Source organism: Rhodocaloribacter sp., assembly GCF_056451265.1.
In genome coordinates this window covers 111151-126286 of the sequence record NZ_JBWOPL010000050.1, presented here as the reverse complement: position 1 = coordinate 126286, position 15136 = coordinate 111151, and the positions used below count along the sequence as shown (strand labels likewise).

14 protein-coding genes are annotated in these 15136 nt (G+C 65.8%); 5 read left to right on the top strand and 9 right to left on the bottom strand.

Annotation, left to right across the window (positions count from 1 at the left end; all coding sequences use genetic code 11):
- Positions 1-502, top strand: a 502-nt coding sequence (locus tag AC1HIY_RS09110; protein ID WP_479576416.1) for an Hsp70 family protein, incomplete at its 5' end; no start/stop codon positions are given.
- A 74-nt stretch (positions 503-576) separates the two neighbouring features.
- On the opposite strand, the gene AC1HIY_RS09105 is transcribed toward AC1HIY_RS09110, so the two are convergent.
- From AC1HIY_RS09105 to AC1HIY_RS09070, 8 genes are all read right to left on the bottom strand, one after another.
- Complete coding sequence (locus tag AC1HIY_RS09105; RefSeq protein ID WP_479576415.1) at positions 577-1215, bottom strand: redoxin family protein; 639 nt, start codon at positions 1213-1215, stop codon at positions 577-579.
- A 46-nt stretch (positions 1216-1261) separates the two neighbouring features.
- The gene (locus AC1HIY_RS09100) at positions 1262-2848 is read right to left on the bottom strand and encodes a M14 family metallopeptidase (protein WP_479576414.1); all 1587 of its coding nucleotides are present in this window, start codon (positions 2846-2848) and stop codon (positions 1262-1264) included.
- A gap of 10 nt (positions 2849-2858) precedes the next feature.
- Positions 2859-2963 (bottom strand): 30S ribosomal protein THX, encoded by a 105-nt coding sequence (locus AC1HIY_RS09095; protein WP_479576413.1) that lies wholly within the window; start codon positions 2961-2963, stop codon positions 2859-2861.
- 107 nt (positions 2964-3070) lie between these two features.
- Positions 3071-4198, bottom strand: a complete 1128-nt coding sequence (asnA, locus tag AC1HIY_RS09090; RefSeq protein WP_479576412.1) for an aspartate--ammonia ligase — start codon at positions 4196-4198, stop codon at positions 3071-3073.
- 247 nt (positions 4199-4445) lie between these two features.
- Entirely contained in the window at positions 4446-5048 is a 603-nt protein-coding gene (locus tag AC1HIY_RS09085) for a sulfotransferase family protein (protein ID WP_479576411.1), read from the bottom strand.
- Positions 5049-5051: 3 nt separating this feature from the next.
- Positions 5052-6557, bottom strand: a complete 1506-nt coding sequence (locus tag AC1HIY_RS09080; protein WP_479576410.1) for a sodium-dependent transporter — start codon at positions 6555-6557, stop codon at positions 5052-5054.
- 49 nt (positions 6558-6606) lie between these two features.
- Positions 6607-9060, bottom strand: coding sequence for a penicillin acylase family protein (locus AC1HIY_RS09075; RefSeq protein ID WP_479576409.1), 2454 nt, complete (start codon positions 9058-9060; stop codon positions 6607-6609).
- Positions 9060-9893 carry a ParA family protein gene (locus AC1HIY_RS09070; protein ID WP_479576408.1) on the bottom strand — a complete coding sequence of 278 codons (834 nt, stop codon included), beginning with the start codon at positions 9891-9893 and terminating at the stop codon, positions 9060-9062. Before AC1HIY_RS09070 ends, AC1HIY_RS09075 begins: the two co-directional genes overlap by 1 nt.
- Before the next feature lie 116 nt (positions 9894-10009).
- Between AC1HIY_RS09070 and lnt the strand changes: the two genes are divergently transcribed.
- The 4 genes from lnt (at position 10010) to AC1HIY_RS09050 (ending at position 13728) form a co-directional block, all read left to right on the top strand.
- Positions 10010-11548 carry an apolipoprotein N-acyltransferase gene (gene lnt / locus AC1HIY_RS09065; protein ID WP_479576407.1) on the top strand — a complete coding sequence of 513 codons (1539 nt, stop codon included), beginning with the start codon at positions 10010-10012 and terminating at the stop codon, positions 11546-11548.
- Between the two features lie 22 nt (positions 11549-11570).
- Entirely contained in the window at positions 11571-12170 is a 600-nt protein-coding gene (locus AC1HIY_RS09060; protein WP_479576406.1) for a Maf family protein, read from the top strand.
- Positions 12171-12264: 94 nt separating this feature from the next.
- A complete protein-coding gene (locus AC1HIY_RS09055) occupies positions 12265-13014 on the top strand; it encodes a type 1 glutamine amidotransferase (RefSeq protein WP_479576405.1) in 750 nt (249 codons plus the stop codon).
- A 171-nt stretch (positions 13015-13185) separates the two neighbouring features.
- Positions 13186-13728 (top strand): HEAT repeat domain-containing protein, encoded by a 543-nt coding sequence (locus AC1HIY_RS09050; RefSeq protein ID WP_479576404.1) that lies wholly within the window; start codon positions 13186-13188, stop codon positions 13726-13728.
- A gap of 15 nt (positions 13729-13743) precedes the next feature.
- Here AC1HIY_RS09050 and AC1HIY_RS09045 read toward each other — a convergent pair whose 3' ends face one another.
- Positions 13744-15114 (bottom strand): family 4 glycosyl hydrolase, encoded by a 1371-nt coding sequence (locus AC1HIY_RS09045; protein ID WP_479576403.1) that lies wholly within the window; start codon positions 15112-15114, stop codon positions 13744-13746.
- Positions 15115-15136: the final 22 nt, after the last annotated feature.

Below are 15136 nucleotides of genomic sequence, written 5' to 3'. Positions count from 1 at the left end.
CATCGACGCGAACGGGATCCTGAGCGTTTCGGCGAAGGACAAGGCGACGGGCAAGGAGCAGTCGATCCGGATCGAGGCGTCGAGCGGGTTGACGGAGGCCGAGATCGAGAAGATGCGCGCCGACGCCAAAGCGCACGCCGAAGAGGACCGGAAGAAGCGCGAGGAAGCCGAAAAGGTCAATGCCGCCGACGCGCTGATCTTCACCTCGGAGAAGAACCTCAAGGAGTACGGCGACAAGCTCCCGGCGGAGAAACGCGCCAAGATCGAGGCCGCACTCGAACGGCTGAAAGAGGTGCACAAAGCGCAAGACCTCTCCCAACTCGAATCCGCCCTTCAGCAGCTCAACGAGGCCTGGAGCGAAGCCAGCCAGGACCTTTATCAGGCCCAGCAGGCTTCGGCCGAAGGCGCGACCGGCGGTGGGGACGGCGCGCCGCCTTCCGAGGAGCAGGAGGTCCGCGACGTCGACTATGAGGTGGTCGACGACGAGGAGGACAAGAGTTGAGCCCGCCCGGCTTAACCATCACATAGATCTCGCCCCGGCTGCTCTCGAAGCGGCCGGGGCTTTTTTCTTTGCCCTCATCGCACGTGCTTGATGAGACAACCAAAAGCCTTCGTCCGCGGCTCTTTCACCGGTGCGTCCGAAAGCAGCGCCTCGAGCGCCTCCGCCAGGTACGCCCGCCCGACGTTTTTTTCCGAACGCGGGCTGTCGTCGATGGCGCCGGTGTAACGGAGCCTCCCGGTCTGGTCGAACACGAACACCTCGGGGGTGCGCGTCGCGCCGAACGCACGCGCGAGCGCCGAGCCTTCGTCAAAGAGGTAGGCCACGCCGGGGGCGCGCGCCACGGATTGCTTGCGCGCCTCCGGAGGCGTCTCGCGGGGAAAAGCGCGGGAATCGTTGGCGTTGACGAGCACGAACCGAATGCCCGACTCCGCCGCCCGCGACGCCAGCGCCCGGACCCGCTTCTCGTAGTTCTTCGTCCACGGGCACGTATTGCTCCAGAAAATGACCACGGTCCCCCGGGTCCCGAGCGTGTCGGCGAGCGTGGTCCGACGACCGTCGAGGCCGGTCAGGGGATGGTCCGCCATGGGTATTTTCGCGCCGATGGGCAACGGCACAGGTTGCGCCCGGACCGGAGCCGCACCGGTCATCACGACCATGAACAGGAGCGCGATTCGCCCGCGTCCGGCGGCGGCGAGCAGCGGGGCCGCTTTCATACGCAACGTCCAAACTCTGTGTGACGGAAGGCGGCTTCGGGCGCACTCAGCGGGCAACCGGACGACGCAGGATGGGATAGTGCGCCGCGCCTTCGAGGGCGTCGTCGAGGAGGGCCCACGTGGCGAAACCGTCGTCCGAGCGAGGTTCGAGCATCGTGAAGAGCAACCGTCCGAGGGGCTGATTCACCGGGACGACCAGGGTTCCGGCGGGCAACGTCGCCTCGGCGCGCTCGTATGCGCCAAAGAGGGTGCGGGCCCGGTGCTTCTGGAAAGGCCGCTCGGCCACGTGCGTAGAGTCGATGCGAAACCGCTCGACGGTCTCGGTCCGATCCGTTTCGAGGCGTGTATACTGCACGCCGTGCGCGTCGAGGCGGTCGATGACGACGGAAAGCTCCGGCGGGACGAGATACGCCTCGGGCGCGAGCGCCGTCTCTGTAGGGGTGAACGTGCCGTACTCATACATCCGCTCGGGATGCCGCACGTCCTTGCGCCGGAGTATCACCGCGCCCGAGTACGGGTTCTTCTCCTCCGCCACCTCGCCGAGCAAGATTTCCACAGGCGCTTCGGAGCGCGCGTGCCTGGCGCGGAGGGCGAGCGCTTTCCCCGCCACCGGCTCCGCATCGGCGAGCGCCGTCAGTTCCCGGATCTCCGTGGCGTGGAGAAAAGCGAAGTCGAGGTTTTCTTCGACAAAATACAGCGTCGCCCGAATGCGTTCCTCGAACGTCGCATAGGCATACGCCTCGCTGAGAATGGCGATTCGATTTCGAAGTCCGACGTAGTTGTTGTTGAAACGCGGGCGGTGGTCGAAGGTGTACCAGCCGCGTTCGGCGTCCATGCCCGGCCAGGGGAGGTTGCCGTAATAATAATATTCCCACCCGTACTTCTCGCGAATGGCGCGCGTCACCTCCGGCAGCCAGTCTTTGCGAAGGATATCGACGACGGCCTCGGAGGTGTTCGGATGGAGCGGCGGCGCGTACGTCAGATGGTACGCATGATACGTGCCGTTGGTCGTGTGCAGGTCGAGGACGACGTGCGGATCGTACCGATTCATCAGACGCACGAGCGAGCGAGCTTCCGGGGTGTCGAGCTTGATGTGGTCGCGGTTGAGGTCGTAGCCCTCGGCGTTCGGGCGTTGCCCCATGCCGCCGAGCGGCCCGTGCTGTCGCGGGCGATGGTAGAGGCTCACGCGCTCGTTGCCGTCGGCATTGTAGATGGGCGCGACGAGGAGCACGAGCGAATCGGCCCACGCTTCACGGTAACCGGCGGCGAGTTTTCGGAGCAGCATGAGCATGGCCTCCTTGCCGCACACCTCCCCCGCGTGAATGTTCGCCATCACGAACACCCGTGTCTTCCCGGTCGCCAGTACCGCCTCGGGCGTCGCGTCGGCCACGTCGCCGTAGACCATGAGCGGCAAGGCCCGGCCCTCGGTCGAATAGCCGAAGCGGGTCAGGTGGAGGCGCGGGGACGTGCGGGCGAGCACGTCGAGGAAGCCGACCAGTTCGTCGTACCGGGTCGTCTCCTCGAAATTCGTGGCTTCGGCGCGCGTGGCAAGGAACGAGAGGTCGATCTCCTGCCCTCGCGCGGGCGAGAAACCCGCCAGGATCATCAGGCCGAGCACGAGCGAAAGCCGCATTCGCCGCGTGTCAGGCACGTTTCTTGGCATGCTTCTTTGCCTTCTTCATGCGATACTTCCCGTAAGAGCCTTTGCGAATCTTTCCACGACGGGTGCGAGAATCTCCTTTGCCCATAATGCAAGCTCCCTGTTGGTGTGACGATTGGGTAAAAAGGCTTGCCGGATGATAGGAAACTCCCCGCACTCGAACAACCCGCTCCCGCCCCCGATGCGCGCCGAGCCCTATTCGAGCACGAAGATGTTGTGTCGCTCGGAGATCTCCTTCAGCTTCTTCGGCCAGACCGTCACGCTCACTTCTCCGATGTGCGCTTTCCGGAGCAAATGCATGTACACGCGCGACTGCCCGATGCCCCCGCCGATGCTCAGCGGAACCGCGCCTTCCATGATCGCGCGGTGGTACGGATAGTTCAGAAAATCGAGCTGACCGGCCATCTCAAGCTGTTTCCGAAGCGATTCCGCATTGACCCGGATGCCCATCGAACTGAGTTCATGCCTCCGTTTCGTGACGGGATTCCACACGAGGATGTCCCCGTTGAGTCCGTGCATGAGCCGCCCGTCCTTCGACCGTGTCTCCGTGATCCAGTCGTCGTAGTCCGCCGCCCGGAGTTCGTGCGGGAAGCCGTCTTTGAGCGGCCATCCGATGCCGTAGATGAAGATCGCCGGATGCTCCTGAAGAAACTTCGTCTCCCGCTGTTTCCGGGGAAGGTCCGGATATCGGTCGAGGAGGTCCTCGGCATGGATGAACGTCAGTTCGTCCGGGAGGTCCGGATAGCGCGCGTCCTTGAGCACAGGATAACGTTCGTGCACGAACGTCTCGGCGTCCTTGATGACCTTCCAGATCTTCCGAACCGTCTCGGTGAGGTAGTCGAGGGTGCGGTCTTGCTCGGTGATCGCCCGTTCCCAGTCCCACTGATCGACGTACGCGCTGTGGTCGTGATCGAGAAAGTAGTCCTTGCGCACGGCGCGCATGTCCGTGAGCAGGCCCTCCCCGGGCTTCATATCAAACTCCTTGAGCGCCATCCGTTTCCACTTCGTCGCGGCTTGCACGACCTGTGCGTGGATGGGATTTTTGCCGTCGTTCCGGATGAGAAACTCGACGGGCGCGCGGGAGCCGTCCCGGTCGAGGTAATCGTTCACGCCGCTTTCGGCGTCCACGATGAGCGGCACGGTGACGGGGATGAGGTTGAGCGCCTGCGCGAGCCCCTCTTCGATGAACCGTTTGACGTCGAAGAGGGCGCGTTGCGTCTCGTTCGGCGTGAGAAGCGAAGCGTAGTCGTTCGGAAGAATGCGGTCGATCTCGTCGTAGTCGCCGATGCCCGGACCGGCCAGGTCTGCCTGTTTGAGTTCCATCGTCTCGCCTCCGTAGTTAGCGCAAATGGGGTGATCGAGTGTATCAATTTGCGCTTCGGGAGCACGCCCGTCTGACGTGGATTTTTCGGGTTCGCCTGTGGGGACAACGGCCTTTCCCGCTGTAATCACTCCCCCCACGACGGCAAATCGGACACGGGCGGGTGGGGGAATGTATGGGTGGAGGGGGGATTTTAACGGCGACCGAAGGGGGCCCCGAGAGGGCGAGCACACATGCGAACCCCGCTCGTCACCCTCGGATGCGGCGGCGGAGGGCGTGGTACATGCGCCCCCACAGCCGGCGCTCATCCGAGCGGTTGCGATGCGGGAACGGGGTCTTCGGGATCGGGCGGCCGAGGAACGGGCAAAGTCGCTCCCACTCCTCCCCTTCGGTGATTCGCAGGATGAGGAGATCGTCGGGCCGGGCGGCGAAGTATTCCATGACCTCGCGGTTGTGGCGCTCATACCGTTCCACGTACGCCTCCTCGTGCCCCACCGGACTTCCGTGGCCGTAGATCCACGCGCGCATCGGCGTCTCCGCCTCGCCGAAGTGTTTCACCACACTTGCGATCCACGCATCGGTCGGGCGAAGGGTGAGGATGAAACGGCTGCCGGGAAAACGGGCGTCGAGTTCACGATAAAGCAGCGGCCAGGGGTTGTCCTGAAAGGCGTCGTATTCGGGCACGAGGTCGAGCGCGAGCCGGAGCGCTTCCCCGGCAATGCGCGGGTTGTCGACGCCGTTCGGGCCCGTGACGCGATAGCCGAGCCGCTTCAGCGCCGAGGCCAGCGAGGTGGTGCCGGTCTTATGGAAACCGATCCCGAAAATCTTGGGCTCTTCCATCTCCTGTCTCACGATCTACTCTTCCGAGAGCGGTGTGGCGAGGGTGCGGCGGGCCAGCCATCGGTTGAGCGCGATGAAGACGAGGAGGACAACGCCCCATTGCGTCAGGCACGTCATCACACTGAAGGGGTCCGTCGGGTCGTACCACGTCTCGGGCGCATAGACGGTCGCCGAGAGGAAGAGCCACCACCCGAGCAGGATGACCGCCAGGAGAGGAATGACGTACGTGATGAGGCGGTCCCAGGCAGAGCCGGCGTTCCAGTCGCCGGGCAGGTGATCGATGACCTCGCGGCGGAAGCGCGAGGTCCCGTACCGGATCACGGCGAAGGCGATGAACGCGCCGGAGATCATGAGCGCGACCCCCCACACGAAATCCTGGTTCTCGAAAAAGCCGAGGCTGACGGCCGAGGGGATGCCCATGAGAAACCCGACGCCGCACACCGCCGCGATGGCATGCCGCCGCTGAAGCCCGAGGTCCACGATGACGCGCGTCGCCAGTTCGATCATGGAGATGAGCGAGCTGAAGGCGGCAAAGGAGAGGCCGAGGAAGAAGAGCACGGCGAAGACGGTTCCGGCGGGCATCTTGGCGAAGAGCTGCGGCATCCAGATGAACGTCAGCCCGGTGGCGGCGGGGCCGCTCGTCTTCATCACGTCGAGCACTTCCGCTTTCGGCATCTCTGCGCCGAGGATGGCGAAGACGGTTCCGAAAATGATGATCGCGGCCAGCAGCGACACCGTATTGTTGCCGATCCCGGTGATGAAAGCGTTCTTCACCACGCCGTGTTTGGCCTGCATGTACGCGCCGTAGGTCAGAATCAGCCCCCACCCCGCCCCGGTGTCCCATGCGTTCTGCGTAAGCGCTTCGAGCCAGATCCGGGGATGGGCGAGCGTCTCCCATTCGGGCGTGAAGAGGAAGCGCACGCCGTCCATCGCGCCGTCGAGCGTGAGCGTCCGGCCCACGGCGATGAACACGATGACGAGGAGCGCCGGGATGAGCACCTTGTTCACCCGTTCGATGGACCGGACGCCTTTCCACACGGCGAGCGCCCCGAACCCCATCGCCAGCGCGTGGAAGAAGATCGGCTGCCCGCCCGCCTGAAAGCCGTCCCATACCCCCTGAGCCGCCTCGGTCGTGAGCGGGAGCGGGTTCACCAGCATCTCGACGAGGTAGAACATGCACCAGCCGGCGACGACGGAATAATAGAACATGATCGCCGTGGCGACGAAGCCCACGAACGCCCCCATCCACGCGAACTTCTCCCCCGCCACGCGCGCAAACGTGCCGACGACGCCCATCCGCCCCTTCCGCCCGAGCGCATACTCGGCGATGATCAGCGGGATGCTCCACACGAAGAGGAAGATCAGCCACGCGAGCAGAAACGCCCCGGCCCCGGTGTCGCCGCTGTTCGACGCGGCGATCCTCGGGAAACGCCAGATGTTGCCCGTGCCCACGGCGATGCCGAGCACGCTGAGGATCAACCCCCATCGGGAAGAGAAACGCTGGTCGACGTGTGAGGACATGTGCGTACGCTGCAGTGGTTCGTGAGAAAGCGGACCGGAGCGAACCCGTTCACCGGCTCCCGGCGGGCCGAAGCGTCAGGCGCGCGCGACGCTGCCCCTCGCCGAGGTCTTCGGGACGGGCGGGACGAAGCAGGTCATAATACCGGAACCCGACGTAGTCGGCGATCTGTGCGTCGTAGAGGGAGCTGAACGGGTTGCCGCTCGGGCCGCCGGGGAAGACGCCGTAGGCGCGAAGCGGCGTCTGCGAGAAATCGAGGATGACGCGCCAGCTCGCGCTGTGGGTGGTCATGCGCGCTCCGGCGGGCGAGAGCGTTGCGGCAAAGCCGGGATATTCGTACGGCCCGCGCCAGAGGGGCCGGAGGGCTGCGCTCTGCGTGAGGTGCCGGAAAAGCACTTTGTGATGATCGCCCCACCGCCAGCGTTCGGCGCCCCAGCCGGCCTCGCGTTCGAGCGCGACGACCGTCGAGTCGAGCGCCATGCGGAGAAGGTCGGCGGCCCGTTCCCGCTCGGGCGTCGCCGCGACGTCGAGCCACTTCGAGGCGGGGCGCTCCTTGAGGAGGAGATACAGCCGCACCTCGGCGGGTTTGCGCCGTCCTTCGAAGACCGGCTCGTCCCACGCGAGCCCCCGAAGCGCCCGGAGGAAATCGTCGAGGATGATGGGCTCCGTGCGATCGACGGAGGTGTCGCCGTCCCATCGCGCGAGCAGGGCGCGGAGCGTGTCGGCGCGGGGCGCGAGGCCGGAGAGCGTGTCGATGAGCGGCACGAAGAGGTCGCGCTGAACGGCGTGCACGTCGGCCTGATACGCCTTCATGTCCGCCACCGTGTGCGCGGGCTTGCCCCGGAGGAGCGCGTCGATGCGGAGCGAGCGATAGGCCGAGCGCCAGTCGTGACCGAGGTAGTACGGATAGTCGGGACCGGCGGGCTGCTGGTTGGTCGAGGTGAGGTAGCCGCGCGCGGGATCGATGGCGTGCGGGAGCGCTTCGAACGGCACGCGCCCCGTCCAGGCGTAGGCGTCCGAGGCGCCGTCGAGCAGCCCCATGCCGTGACCGCCTTTCCGGATCGGCAGGAAGCCGGTCGAGCGTATGGCGATGACGCTGTCTTTTCCCGCGTACAGGATGTTTTGCATGGGGGTGTCCCACCGCCGGAGCGCCTCCTCGAACGAGGCATAGTCGCGCGCGTGGTTCATGCCCCAGAGCGCCCCCAGGGTGTGGCTCGGGAAATGCGCCGTCCACTGCGTCGCCACCGCGCCGTCGGCGTCTTTCGTGACCGGCCCCCAGTGGGCATAGTACAGCGTGTCGAGCACGGGCGGCTCGCCTTTGACGCGGATCGTGTCGATCACCACTTCGAGGTCGCGGTAGCCGTCTTCGAAGCGGTACCGGAGGCCCGTCTCGTCGAGATCGAGGGCATAATGATCGATCTGATCGGAGCCGGTGTTCGTGAAGGCCCAGCCGAGACGCTCGTTGAAGGCTTCGACGGGCAGCGGCGAGCCCGGCGCGGCCACCCCGTAGGTGTTCATCTCCGGCGTGACGAGGTGCACCTCGTACCAGATCGCCGGGAGGGTGAGCGAGAGGTGCATGTCTCCGGCAAGGATCGGCATGCCCGTGGCCGAGCGCCCGCCATTGACGGCCCAGTTGTTCGACCCTTTTCCGTCGATGAACCCCTCCGCGAAGGTCCCCCGCAGAGCGGCCGCCCGCGCCTCCATGCGCGCCATCGTCCGGGCCGCACCGCGCACGTGCGCCGGCGGCTCCCCGGGGGGAACGAGCGAAGCGGACGATGCCTCTTCGGGCACGATGGGTTTGTAGAGCCGCGAAAACCGGGGGTAGAGCATCGCATAGTCTTCGGGAGCCATCTCCCGCGCCAGCGCCGCGTACCCCGGATCGTCGGTCCGATACGAGAGGTCGAAGTTCATGTACTGAAGCAGCCGGATCGCGTGGATCGGGCCGTACCGTTCGGGCCGATAGCCGAGGAGCCGGAATTCGAAGGGGAGGTCCCTGTCGTCGAGCCGGTCGAGGTAGGCGTTGACGCCGTCGGCGTACCACGAGACGATGTCACGCTCGACGCCGCCTTGGGCCATGATGGCGTCGAGGGCCCGCTGCGCGCCCCACTCCATGCCGGTGCGCCGGAGGAAGCGATCCGTTTCCAGCGAGGAAGGCCCGAAGACCTCCGCAAGTCGCCCGGCGGCCACACGCGGGATGAAGTCGAGCTGAAAGAGCCGGTCCTGGGCCGTGACGTATCCGTGCGCGACGATGGCGTCGTGGTCGTTCTCGGCGAAGATGTGAGGCACGCCGCGCGCGTCGCGGAGGACCGTCACCGGACCTTCGAGCGACGGGAGATCGAGGGTCTGCTCCGGCGGAAGCTCCGCGTGCCGCGCCGTGCGATAGAGGCCGTCGAGCGGATCGAGGAGTTCCCCGAGCGCCGGGATCCCGGCGACGGGCGTCGAAAGAACATAGACCACGCCCCCCGAGAGGACGAGCAAAAAAAAGAGGGAGAGCGTGCGCTTCATTAGCCGAGGTGCGTTATGGATTTCCAGGGGCCGTGGCTCGGATCGTCCGGCTCGATGCGGGGCGTCTCCGCGAGTTGCTCCGGCGCGATCAGCCGGAGCAGTTCGTCGGCGGCGTTGGCATAATCATGAGCGCCCCGACTGTGCGGAGCGTGTTCGAAGACGGTCGAGCCGTCGTCGTGGGTGACGGAGAGGCTCGTGCTCGTCCGGATAATGGCGTTCATCACCCGGTCCCCGTACCGCCCGCGGAGATACTGCCGATACGCGTGATGATTCCGCTTTCGGGCATCGACCATCGTGAAGAGGAAATGGGGCGGGTGGAGGGTCGGGTTGAGCTTCTCGCGCACCATCATGGCCGTCTGGAACGTCTGCTCGCCCCCGAGGACCGGCTGGTATTCGGGCATGACGGGAATGAGCACGTGCCGGCTCGCCACGAGGGCGTTGAGGCTGTACACGGTGATGGCGGCGGCGGTGTCGAAGAGGATGACGTCATAGTCCGGCGCGCCCTCGATAGCCTCCTTGACCCACAGCACGTCGGTGGGTTTGTTCAGCTTGCGCATGGCCTTCGAAAGCATGCTGGACGACGGGAGCACGTCGAACGCATTCCGTTTCTGGACGGGCAGATCCTTGAGCGTGCACTCGGGATCGAAGAGCATGAGCGACGAACCTTCCACCGGCGGTTCCGGCAATCCCACCATCCGCGTCAGAAAGCTCTGGGGGTCGAGGTCTATGACGAGGGTGCGGTATCCGCTCAGCCCCAGAGCGGCGGCCAGGTTGATGGTCGAGGTGGTTTTCCCCGTGCCGCCCTTGTGATTGCAAATGGCGAGAACGATCATGCCGGTGGTTTTGACGATAGAACGAAGCGTCCGCAAATTACTCCGCCGTCGCTCGTCTGTCAAATGAAGATGACCGGCGAAGAATGCCGGGCGCTCTCCCTGCGAACCCCGACTGCTTGACCTCCCTTCGAAATATCGCCCGATCCCCCGTCCTCCTCACCGGTCTTGCCCTCGGCCTGAGCTTCCCGCCGCTGCCCTTCCCTTTCCTCGCGTGGGTCGCTTTCGTGCCGCTCCTGCGCCGGTGGGATCAGGCGCCGTCGGGGAGCCGGATGCTTCTCGAAGCCTATCTTGCGTTTCTGATCACGTACGCCGTCGCATTCTCCTGGCCGCTCCTGCACGCCCTGCCCGAGACCGCGCTCGTCTCCGTCACGCCGATTCTCGCGTTGCCGTTGATCATGGCGTTGCCGGTGGGCGCGTCGGCGCTCGTGCGGAGGCGGCTCGGTCGCGGCGCGGGGCTCACGGCTCTCGTCGCGTTCTTCCTCGTGATGGAAGGGGCCCTCAGCCGGGGACCGTTCGCATTTCCGTGGTCGCTCGTGGGCCACACGCAGGCAGAGGCGTTCCGCTTCAACCAGTTTGCCGAATGGACGGGCACGCCGGGCCTTTCGCTCTGGGTATGGTTCCTCAACCTGGCCGTCTTCGCGCTCGTCCGTCCCCGCGCCTCCCGCCGCGCGCCGTGGGCGGCCCTCGCCCTCCTGCTCGCCTTGCCTTTCACCTTCAGCCAGTGGCGACGGGCGAGCCTCCCGCCCCCGGACGGATACGCCGCCGTGGGTCTCGTGCAGCCCGCGCTCCCGCCGCGCGCGTGGGCCGACGTCCACGACGCCGCGCGGGTGGAAACGCTCCTGGCCCTCACCGAGCCGCTCTTCGCCGAGGCCGCGCTTCGGCCCCGCCTCGTGGTCTGGCCCGAGACGGCGCTCCCCGTCTTCCCGGACGCCTCCCGCCGAGACTCGCTCTACGCAAGGCTGCAGGCGTTCGTCGAGCGGCACGACGCGGCGCTCCTCACCGGAGCCGTGACCCTGGCGCCCGCCGGCGACGCCTATCAAAACTCGGCGCTCCTCTTCCGCCCACACCGCCGACCGGACCGGTACGACAAGGTGCGCCTCGTTCCGTTCGCCGAATACGTGCCCTTCTCCGACCGCTTCCCGTGGCTCCGCTCGCTTTCGGCGCCGGCGGGCGGCGTCTCCGGCTACCGCCCCGGCGCGTCCCCCCGCGTGCTCCACGCCGGCGACCTGACCTTCGGCGTGCTCATCTGCTTCGAGAGCATCTTCGGGAACCCCGCGCGGTCGTACATCGAACAAGGGGCGGATTTTCTGGCGACGATCACGCAGGACGGATGGTGGGGCCGGACGCCCGGGTACCGCCAGCATTTTGCCTTCACGAAGCTCCGCGCCCTCGAGACGCGGCGGGCCCTCGTGCAGGTCAGCGTGACGGGAGTGAGCGGCCTCATCGGGGCTGACGGCGTGGCCCGGTTCGAGACCGGATGGATGGAACGATCAGCCCGAACGACGCTCGTCCCTCTCCGCTCGGGTGAGACCTTCTTCGCCCGCCACGGAGACCTCGTGACTCCGCTCGCCCTTTTCGTCGCCCTCCTCCTCACCGCCCTGACCTTCCTCGAGACGCGCCGCATGCGCCTCCGGAAGGAACGCCCTCGCCCCTGACCACCCGCTTCACCCCTTTCCCATGCGCCTCAACGTCCCCCTCGTCCTCGCCTCCGGCTCGCCCCGGCGCAAACGGCTCCTCGAACAACTCGGGCTGACGTTCACGGTCCACCCCAACCCCGCCGAAGAAGTCCTGCCGGAGGGCGTCCCCCCGTCGGAGATCGTCGAAACGCTCGCGCGGGAGAAAGCCGAGCCCATCGCCCGGCTCCATCCGGAGGCGCTCACGCTCGGAGCCGACACCCTCGTCGTGCTCGACGACGACGTGCTCGGCAAGCCCCGCTCAGCCGCCGAGGCTCGGGCGATGCTCCGGCGGCTGAGCGGCCGCACCCACACCGTCTTCACCGGCATCGCGCTCGTCCATCCGTCCACGGGGCGGAGCCGCGTCGCGCACGAAGCAACCCACGTGACGTTCGCTCCCCTGAGCGACGACGAGATCGCGGCCTATGTGGCCACCGGCTCGCCGCTCGACAAGGCCGGCGCCTACGGCATTCAGGACGACACCGGCGCGCTCTTCATTCCCCGCATCCACGGCGACTTCTTCACCGTCATGGGCCTCCCGCTGCACCGGCTCTACCGCCTTTTGCGCCATGAATTCACCGACCTCATCGACCAGGCTTCGTAACTTTGACGTTCACACCCCCTCCCTTCCCGAACCAAACACCCCCGGCCTGAAACGATATCTGTGATCGCGGAGACGGGTCGTATATTTCTCCCTCATGCCCCGAGCTTTCGAAGACATTAAAGTGCTATTGATACAGGCGCGTTCGTCCGAAGAGATGGAGCGACAGGAGCAGGAGTGCTTCCTCGAACGATGCCGGCTCCGCCCCGATCAGCTTCGCTCCGCCAACGTCGTGCGCGACCACATCCACGAGGAATTGCTCGAGGACAACGACGCCCTGATGATTGGCGGCGCGGGCGAGTTTTCCGCGACGAAAGACTATCCGTGGATGGAAGACCTGCTCGCGCTGTGCCGCACCGTGACCGAGCGCGACTTCCCCACGTTCGGCTCGTGCTGGGGGCATCAGATCATCGCACGCGCGCTCGGCGGAACGGTCATCCACGACAGCGACCGGGCCGAAATGGGCTGTCATTACGTGGAACTCACCGAGGCAGGAAAACGCGATACCCTCTTCCGCGATTTCCCCCACGCCTTCCGCGCCAACATGGGCCATCACGACCGCGTCTCCGAACTCCCCGATGCCGCCGTAGAGCTGGCTTTTAACGCCTCTCAACCGAACGAAGCCTTTCGCATCCGGGGCAAAGCCGTCTACGGCACCCAGTTCCACAGCGAACTCGACTCTCGGCGGGAGCGCGAACGACTCATCACCTATCGCGAGTATTACCGGGAGGAGATGCCCGACGACGAGACCTTCCAACGCGTGCTCGACTCCCTCGCCGAGACCACGGAGGTGGACCACCTCCTGCACGACTTCCTCCTCAAGTTCGTCGTGATGGGGCTGCGATAATCGCCCCGCTGTCATTCCGGCGCCTCAAAACCTGGTTCTCGCCGGGCGCACCCTGTCATTTTTGCACGGGCATAGTGTTTGTCTTTGCGCCTCATGACCGGCGGAACACCCGGACTCCGCCACAACGATTTCTACCGTTTATCGACAATCATTCTCGTTGTGAGGTATGCCATGAGAACGTTGAGCCAGTTCTTTTTCCTCCTCTTGCTTGTCTTCACGCTCGGAACCGGGAGCGCCGAGGCGCAGGTAACCCCGGACACCCTCGCCGTGCGCGTGCCCGTGTGGGCCAAATACGTCGGGGAGCAATTGACGAAGGAACTCGATTCTCCGGATCCCGACGTGCGGGCGGCGGCCATGCAGCACCTGGCCTATTTCGCCAGCTTCTACGGCCACGCGCTCGACCTCAAGGCGGCCGTCCCGAAACTGCTCGAGATATACGAGAACGAGCAGGACGAACGGAACCGCCTCTTCGCGCTGGCGACCCTCCACGCCATCGGTGACGAGGACGCCATGCAGAAGATACGCAATCGCGTGACGTTCGAGGAGTCGCCCACGATCCAGCTCGTCACGCTTGCCGCGCTCATGGATCACTACGGCCCGGCCACCTTCGAGGGCGACCGGATGACGGCGCAACTCGCGAAAGAGCTGTTCAACTATTACACGCAGCCGCACGTGATCGTCGGCCCGCCGGTGGTGCTGGAGCCGGAGCAGTGATGTCCGCGTCGAGGCTCACCACGTGAGCGGCGGGAGCACGTCCTTCTGGAGCGCGCACATCTCGTCGATGAGGTTGACCGCGGCGCGGTACGAATGGCACGTGGGTTCGAGCAGAAGCGCCTGGAGAAGCTTGTTCTTCGACCGTTCCTCGAAAGCCTCGACGAGCAGCCGGTTGATGCTCGTCTGCGGATGGAGCAGGCCGAGCACGCCTTCGGGCAGCCGGGGCATCGGCGTCGGGTGCAGCCCCTCGCCGTCGGCGCGGGCGGGCGTCTCGACCACGGCGCCCTCCGGCAGCCCCGGCACGTAGCCCCGGTTCGGCACGTTGACGGCGTCGAGCTCGCGCGGCTCGCCGCAGAAAACACCCTCGATGATCGGGACGGCAAGTTCGCCGGATGCTTCGACCGGCCCCTCCGCCGTGAGCGCGCTTCGATCCGGGCGCAGGCGCGGCAAGGGACGTTCGGGAAAGAGCGGCACGTCGGTGGGGTGCTCCTGGAGGTTATAGATCCACGTGGGCACCTCGCCCGTCTCCCACGGATGCCCCCCGACGGGATCGTAGAAAAACTGAAGGAGGCTGCTCCCGAGGAATTCCTCCGCCCATCGGAGGTACTCGCCGATGTGGTTCGCGCCGGGCGAGGGGTACAACCCGTAGACGCGGAAAAGAATGCGGCTGAGGGCGATCTCGTCCCACTCGGCCAGCCAGTGCGCCGCCCGCTCGCGCTCGCGGAGCTTCGGGTAAAGGTCCTCGCCCGTCTTCCGGTGACGGAGCGACTGAAACCACGTAAAGTGGTTCAGCCCCGAGGCACGCGCGTCGAGATCCGCCACGTCCATACCGAGGAAGTGCGCCACCTGCCCCATCCCCTGAAAGACGCCGTGACACAGCCCGACGAGGTTCACCGAAGAGAGGCGGGTGATCGCTTCGCAGAGTTTGGTGAGCGGGTTCGTATAGTTGAGCAGCCAGGCGTCGGGACAGACGCGTTCCATCGCCCGGGCGATCTCGAGCGTTGGCCCCATGTTTCGGAGCGCATGAAAGAGCCCCCCCGGCCCCCCGTTCTCCCCGTAAATCTGTCGGAAACCATGCTTGCGCGGCACGTGAAAGTCCATCGCCCAGTAGAAATAGCGCCGGATCTCTATGGCCGTCACCACGAAGTCCGCGCCGTCGAGCGCGACCTCCAGGTCGGTCGTGTGCGTGATCTTTGGCGAGCGCCCGAGCCGTTCGGCCACGGCTTCCGCGTAGCGATGCATGGCGGGCAAGCCCTTTTCGCTCACGTCCATGAGCGTGATTTCGAGGTCGCGGGCGCATACGGGATCGCTGAGGAGGATGTCGCGGATGGTCGCCGGGCCGAACTCCCGACTGCCGGCTCCTACGAGGACGATTTTGAGCTTCATAGCATGATGAGGTTAGTGCCGG

Excerpts from the sequence above, each read along its gene's own strand:
- asnA (WP_479576412.1), bottom strand. The coding sequence starts at position 4,198 with ATGGAACTCAAACAGGCAGACCTGGCCGGTCCGGGCATCGGCGACTAC.
- AC1HIY_RS09060 (WP_479576406.1), top strand. The coding sequence starts at position 11,571 with ATGCGCCTCAACGTCCCCCTCGTCCTCGCCTCCGGCTCGCCCCGGCGC.
- AC1HIY_RS09050 (WP_479576404.1), top strand. The coding sequence starts at position 13,186 with ATGAGAACGTTGAGCCAGTTCTTTTTCCTCCTCTTGCTTGTCTTCACG.
- AC1HIY_RS09070 (WP_479576408.1), bottom strand. The coding sequence starts at position 9,893 with ATGATCGTTCTCGCCATTTGCAATCACAAGGGCGGCACGGGGAAAACC.
- AC1HIY_RS09055 (WP_479576405.1), top strand. The coding sequence starts at position 12,265 with ATGCCCCGAGCTTTCGAAGACATTAAAGTGCTATTGATACAGGCGCGT.
- AC1HIY_RS09095 (WP_479576413.1), bottom strand. The coding sequence starts at position 2,963 with ATGGGCAAAGGAGATTCTCGCACCCGTCGTGGAAAGATTCGCAAAGGC.
- AC1HIY_RS09045 (WP_479576403.1), bottom strand. The coding sequence starts at position 15,114 with ATGAAGCTCAAAATCGTCCTCGTAGGAGCCGGCAGTCGGGAGTTCGGC.
- AC1HIY_RS09105 (WP_479576415.1), bottom strand. The coding sequence starts at position 1,215 with ATGAAAGCGGCCCCGCTGCTCGCCGCCGCCGGACGCGGGCGAATCGCG.
- AC1HIY_RS09075 (WP_479576409.1), bottom strand. The coding sequence starts at position 9,060 with ATGAAGCGCACGCTCTCCCTCTTTTTTTTGCTCGTCCTCTCGGGGGGC.
- AC1HIY_RS09080 (WP_479576410.1), bottom strand. The coding sequence starts at position 6,557 with ATGTCCTCACACGTCGACCAGCGTTTCTCTTCCCGATGGGGGTTGATC.
- AC1HIY_RS09100 (WP_479576414.1), bottom strand. The coding sequence starts at position 2,848 with ATGCGGCTTTCGCTCGTGCTCGGCCTGATGATCCTGGCGGGTTTCTCG.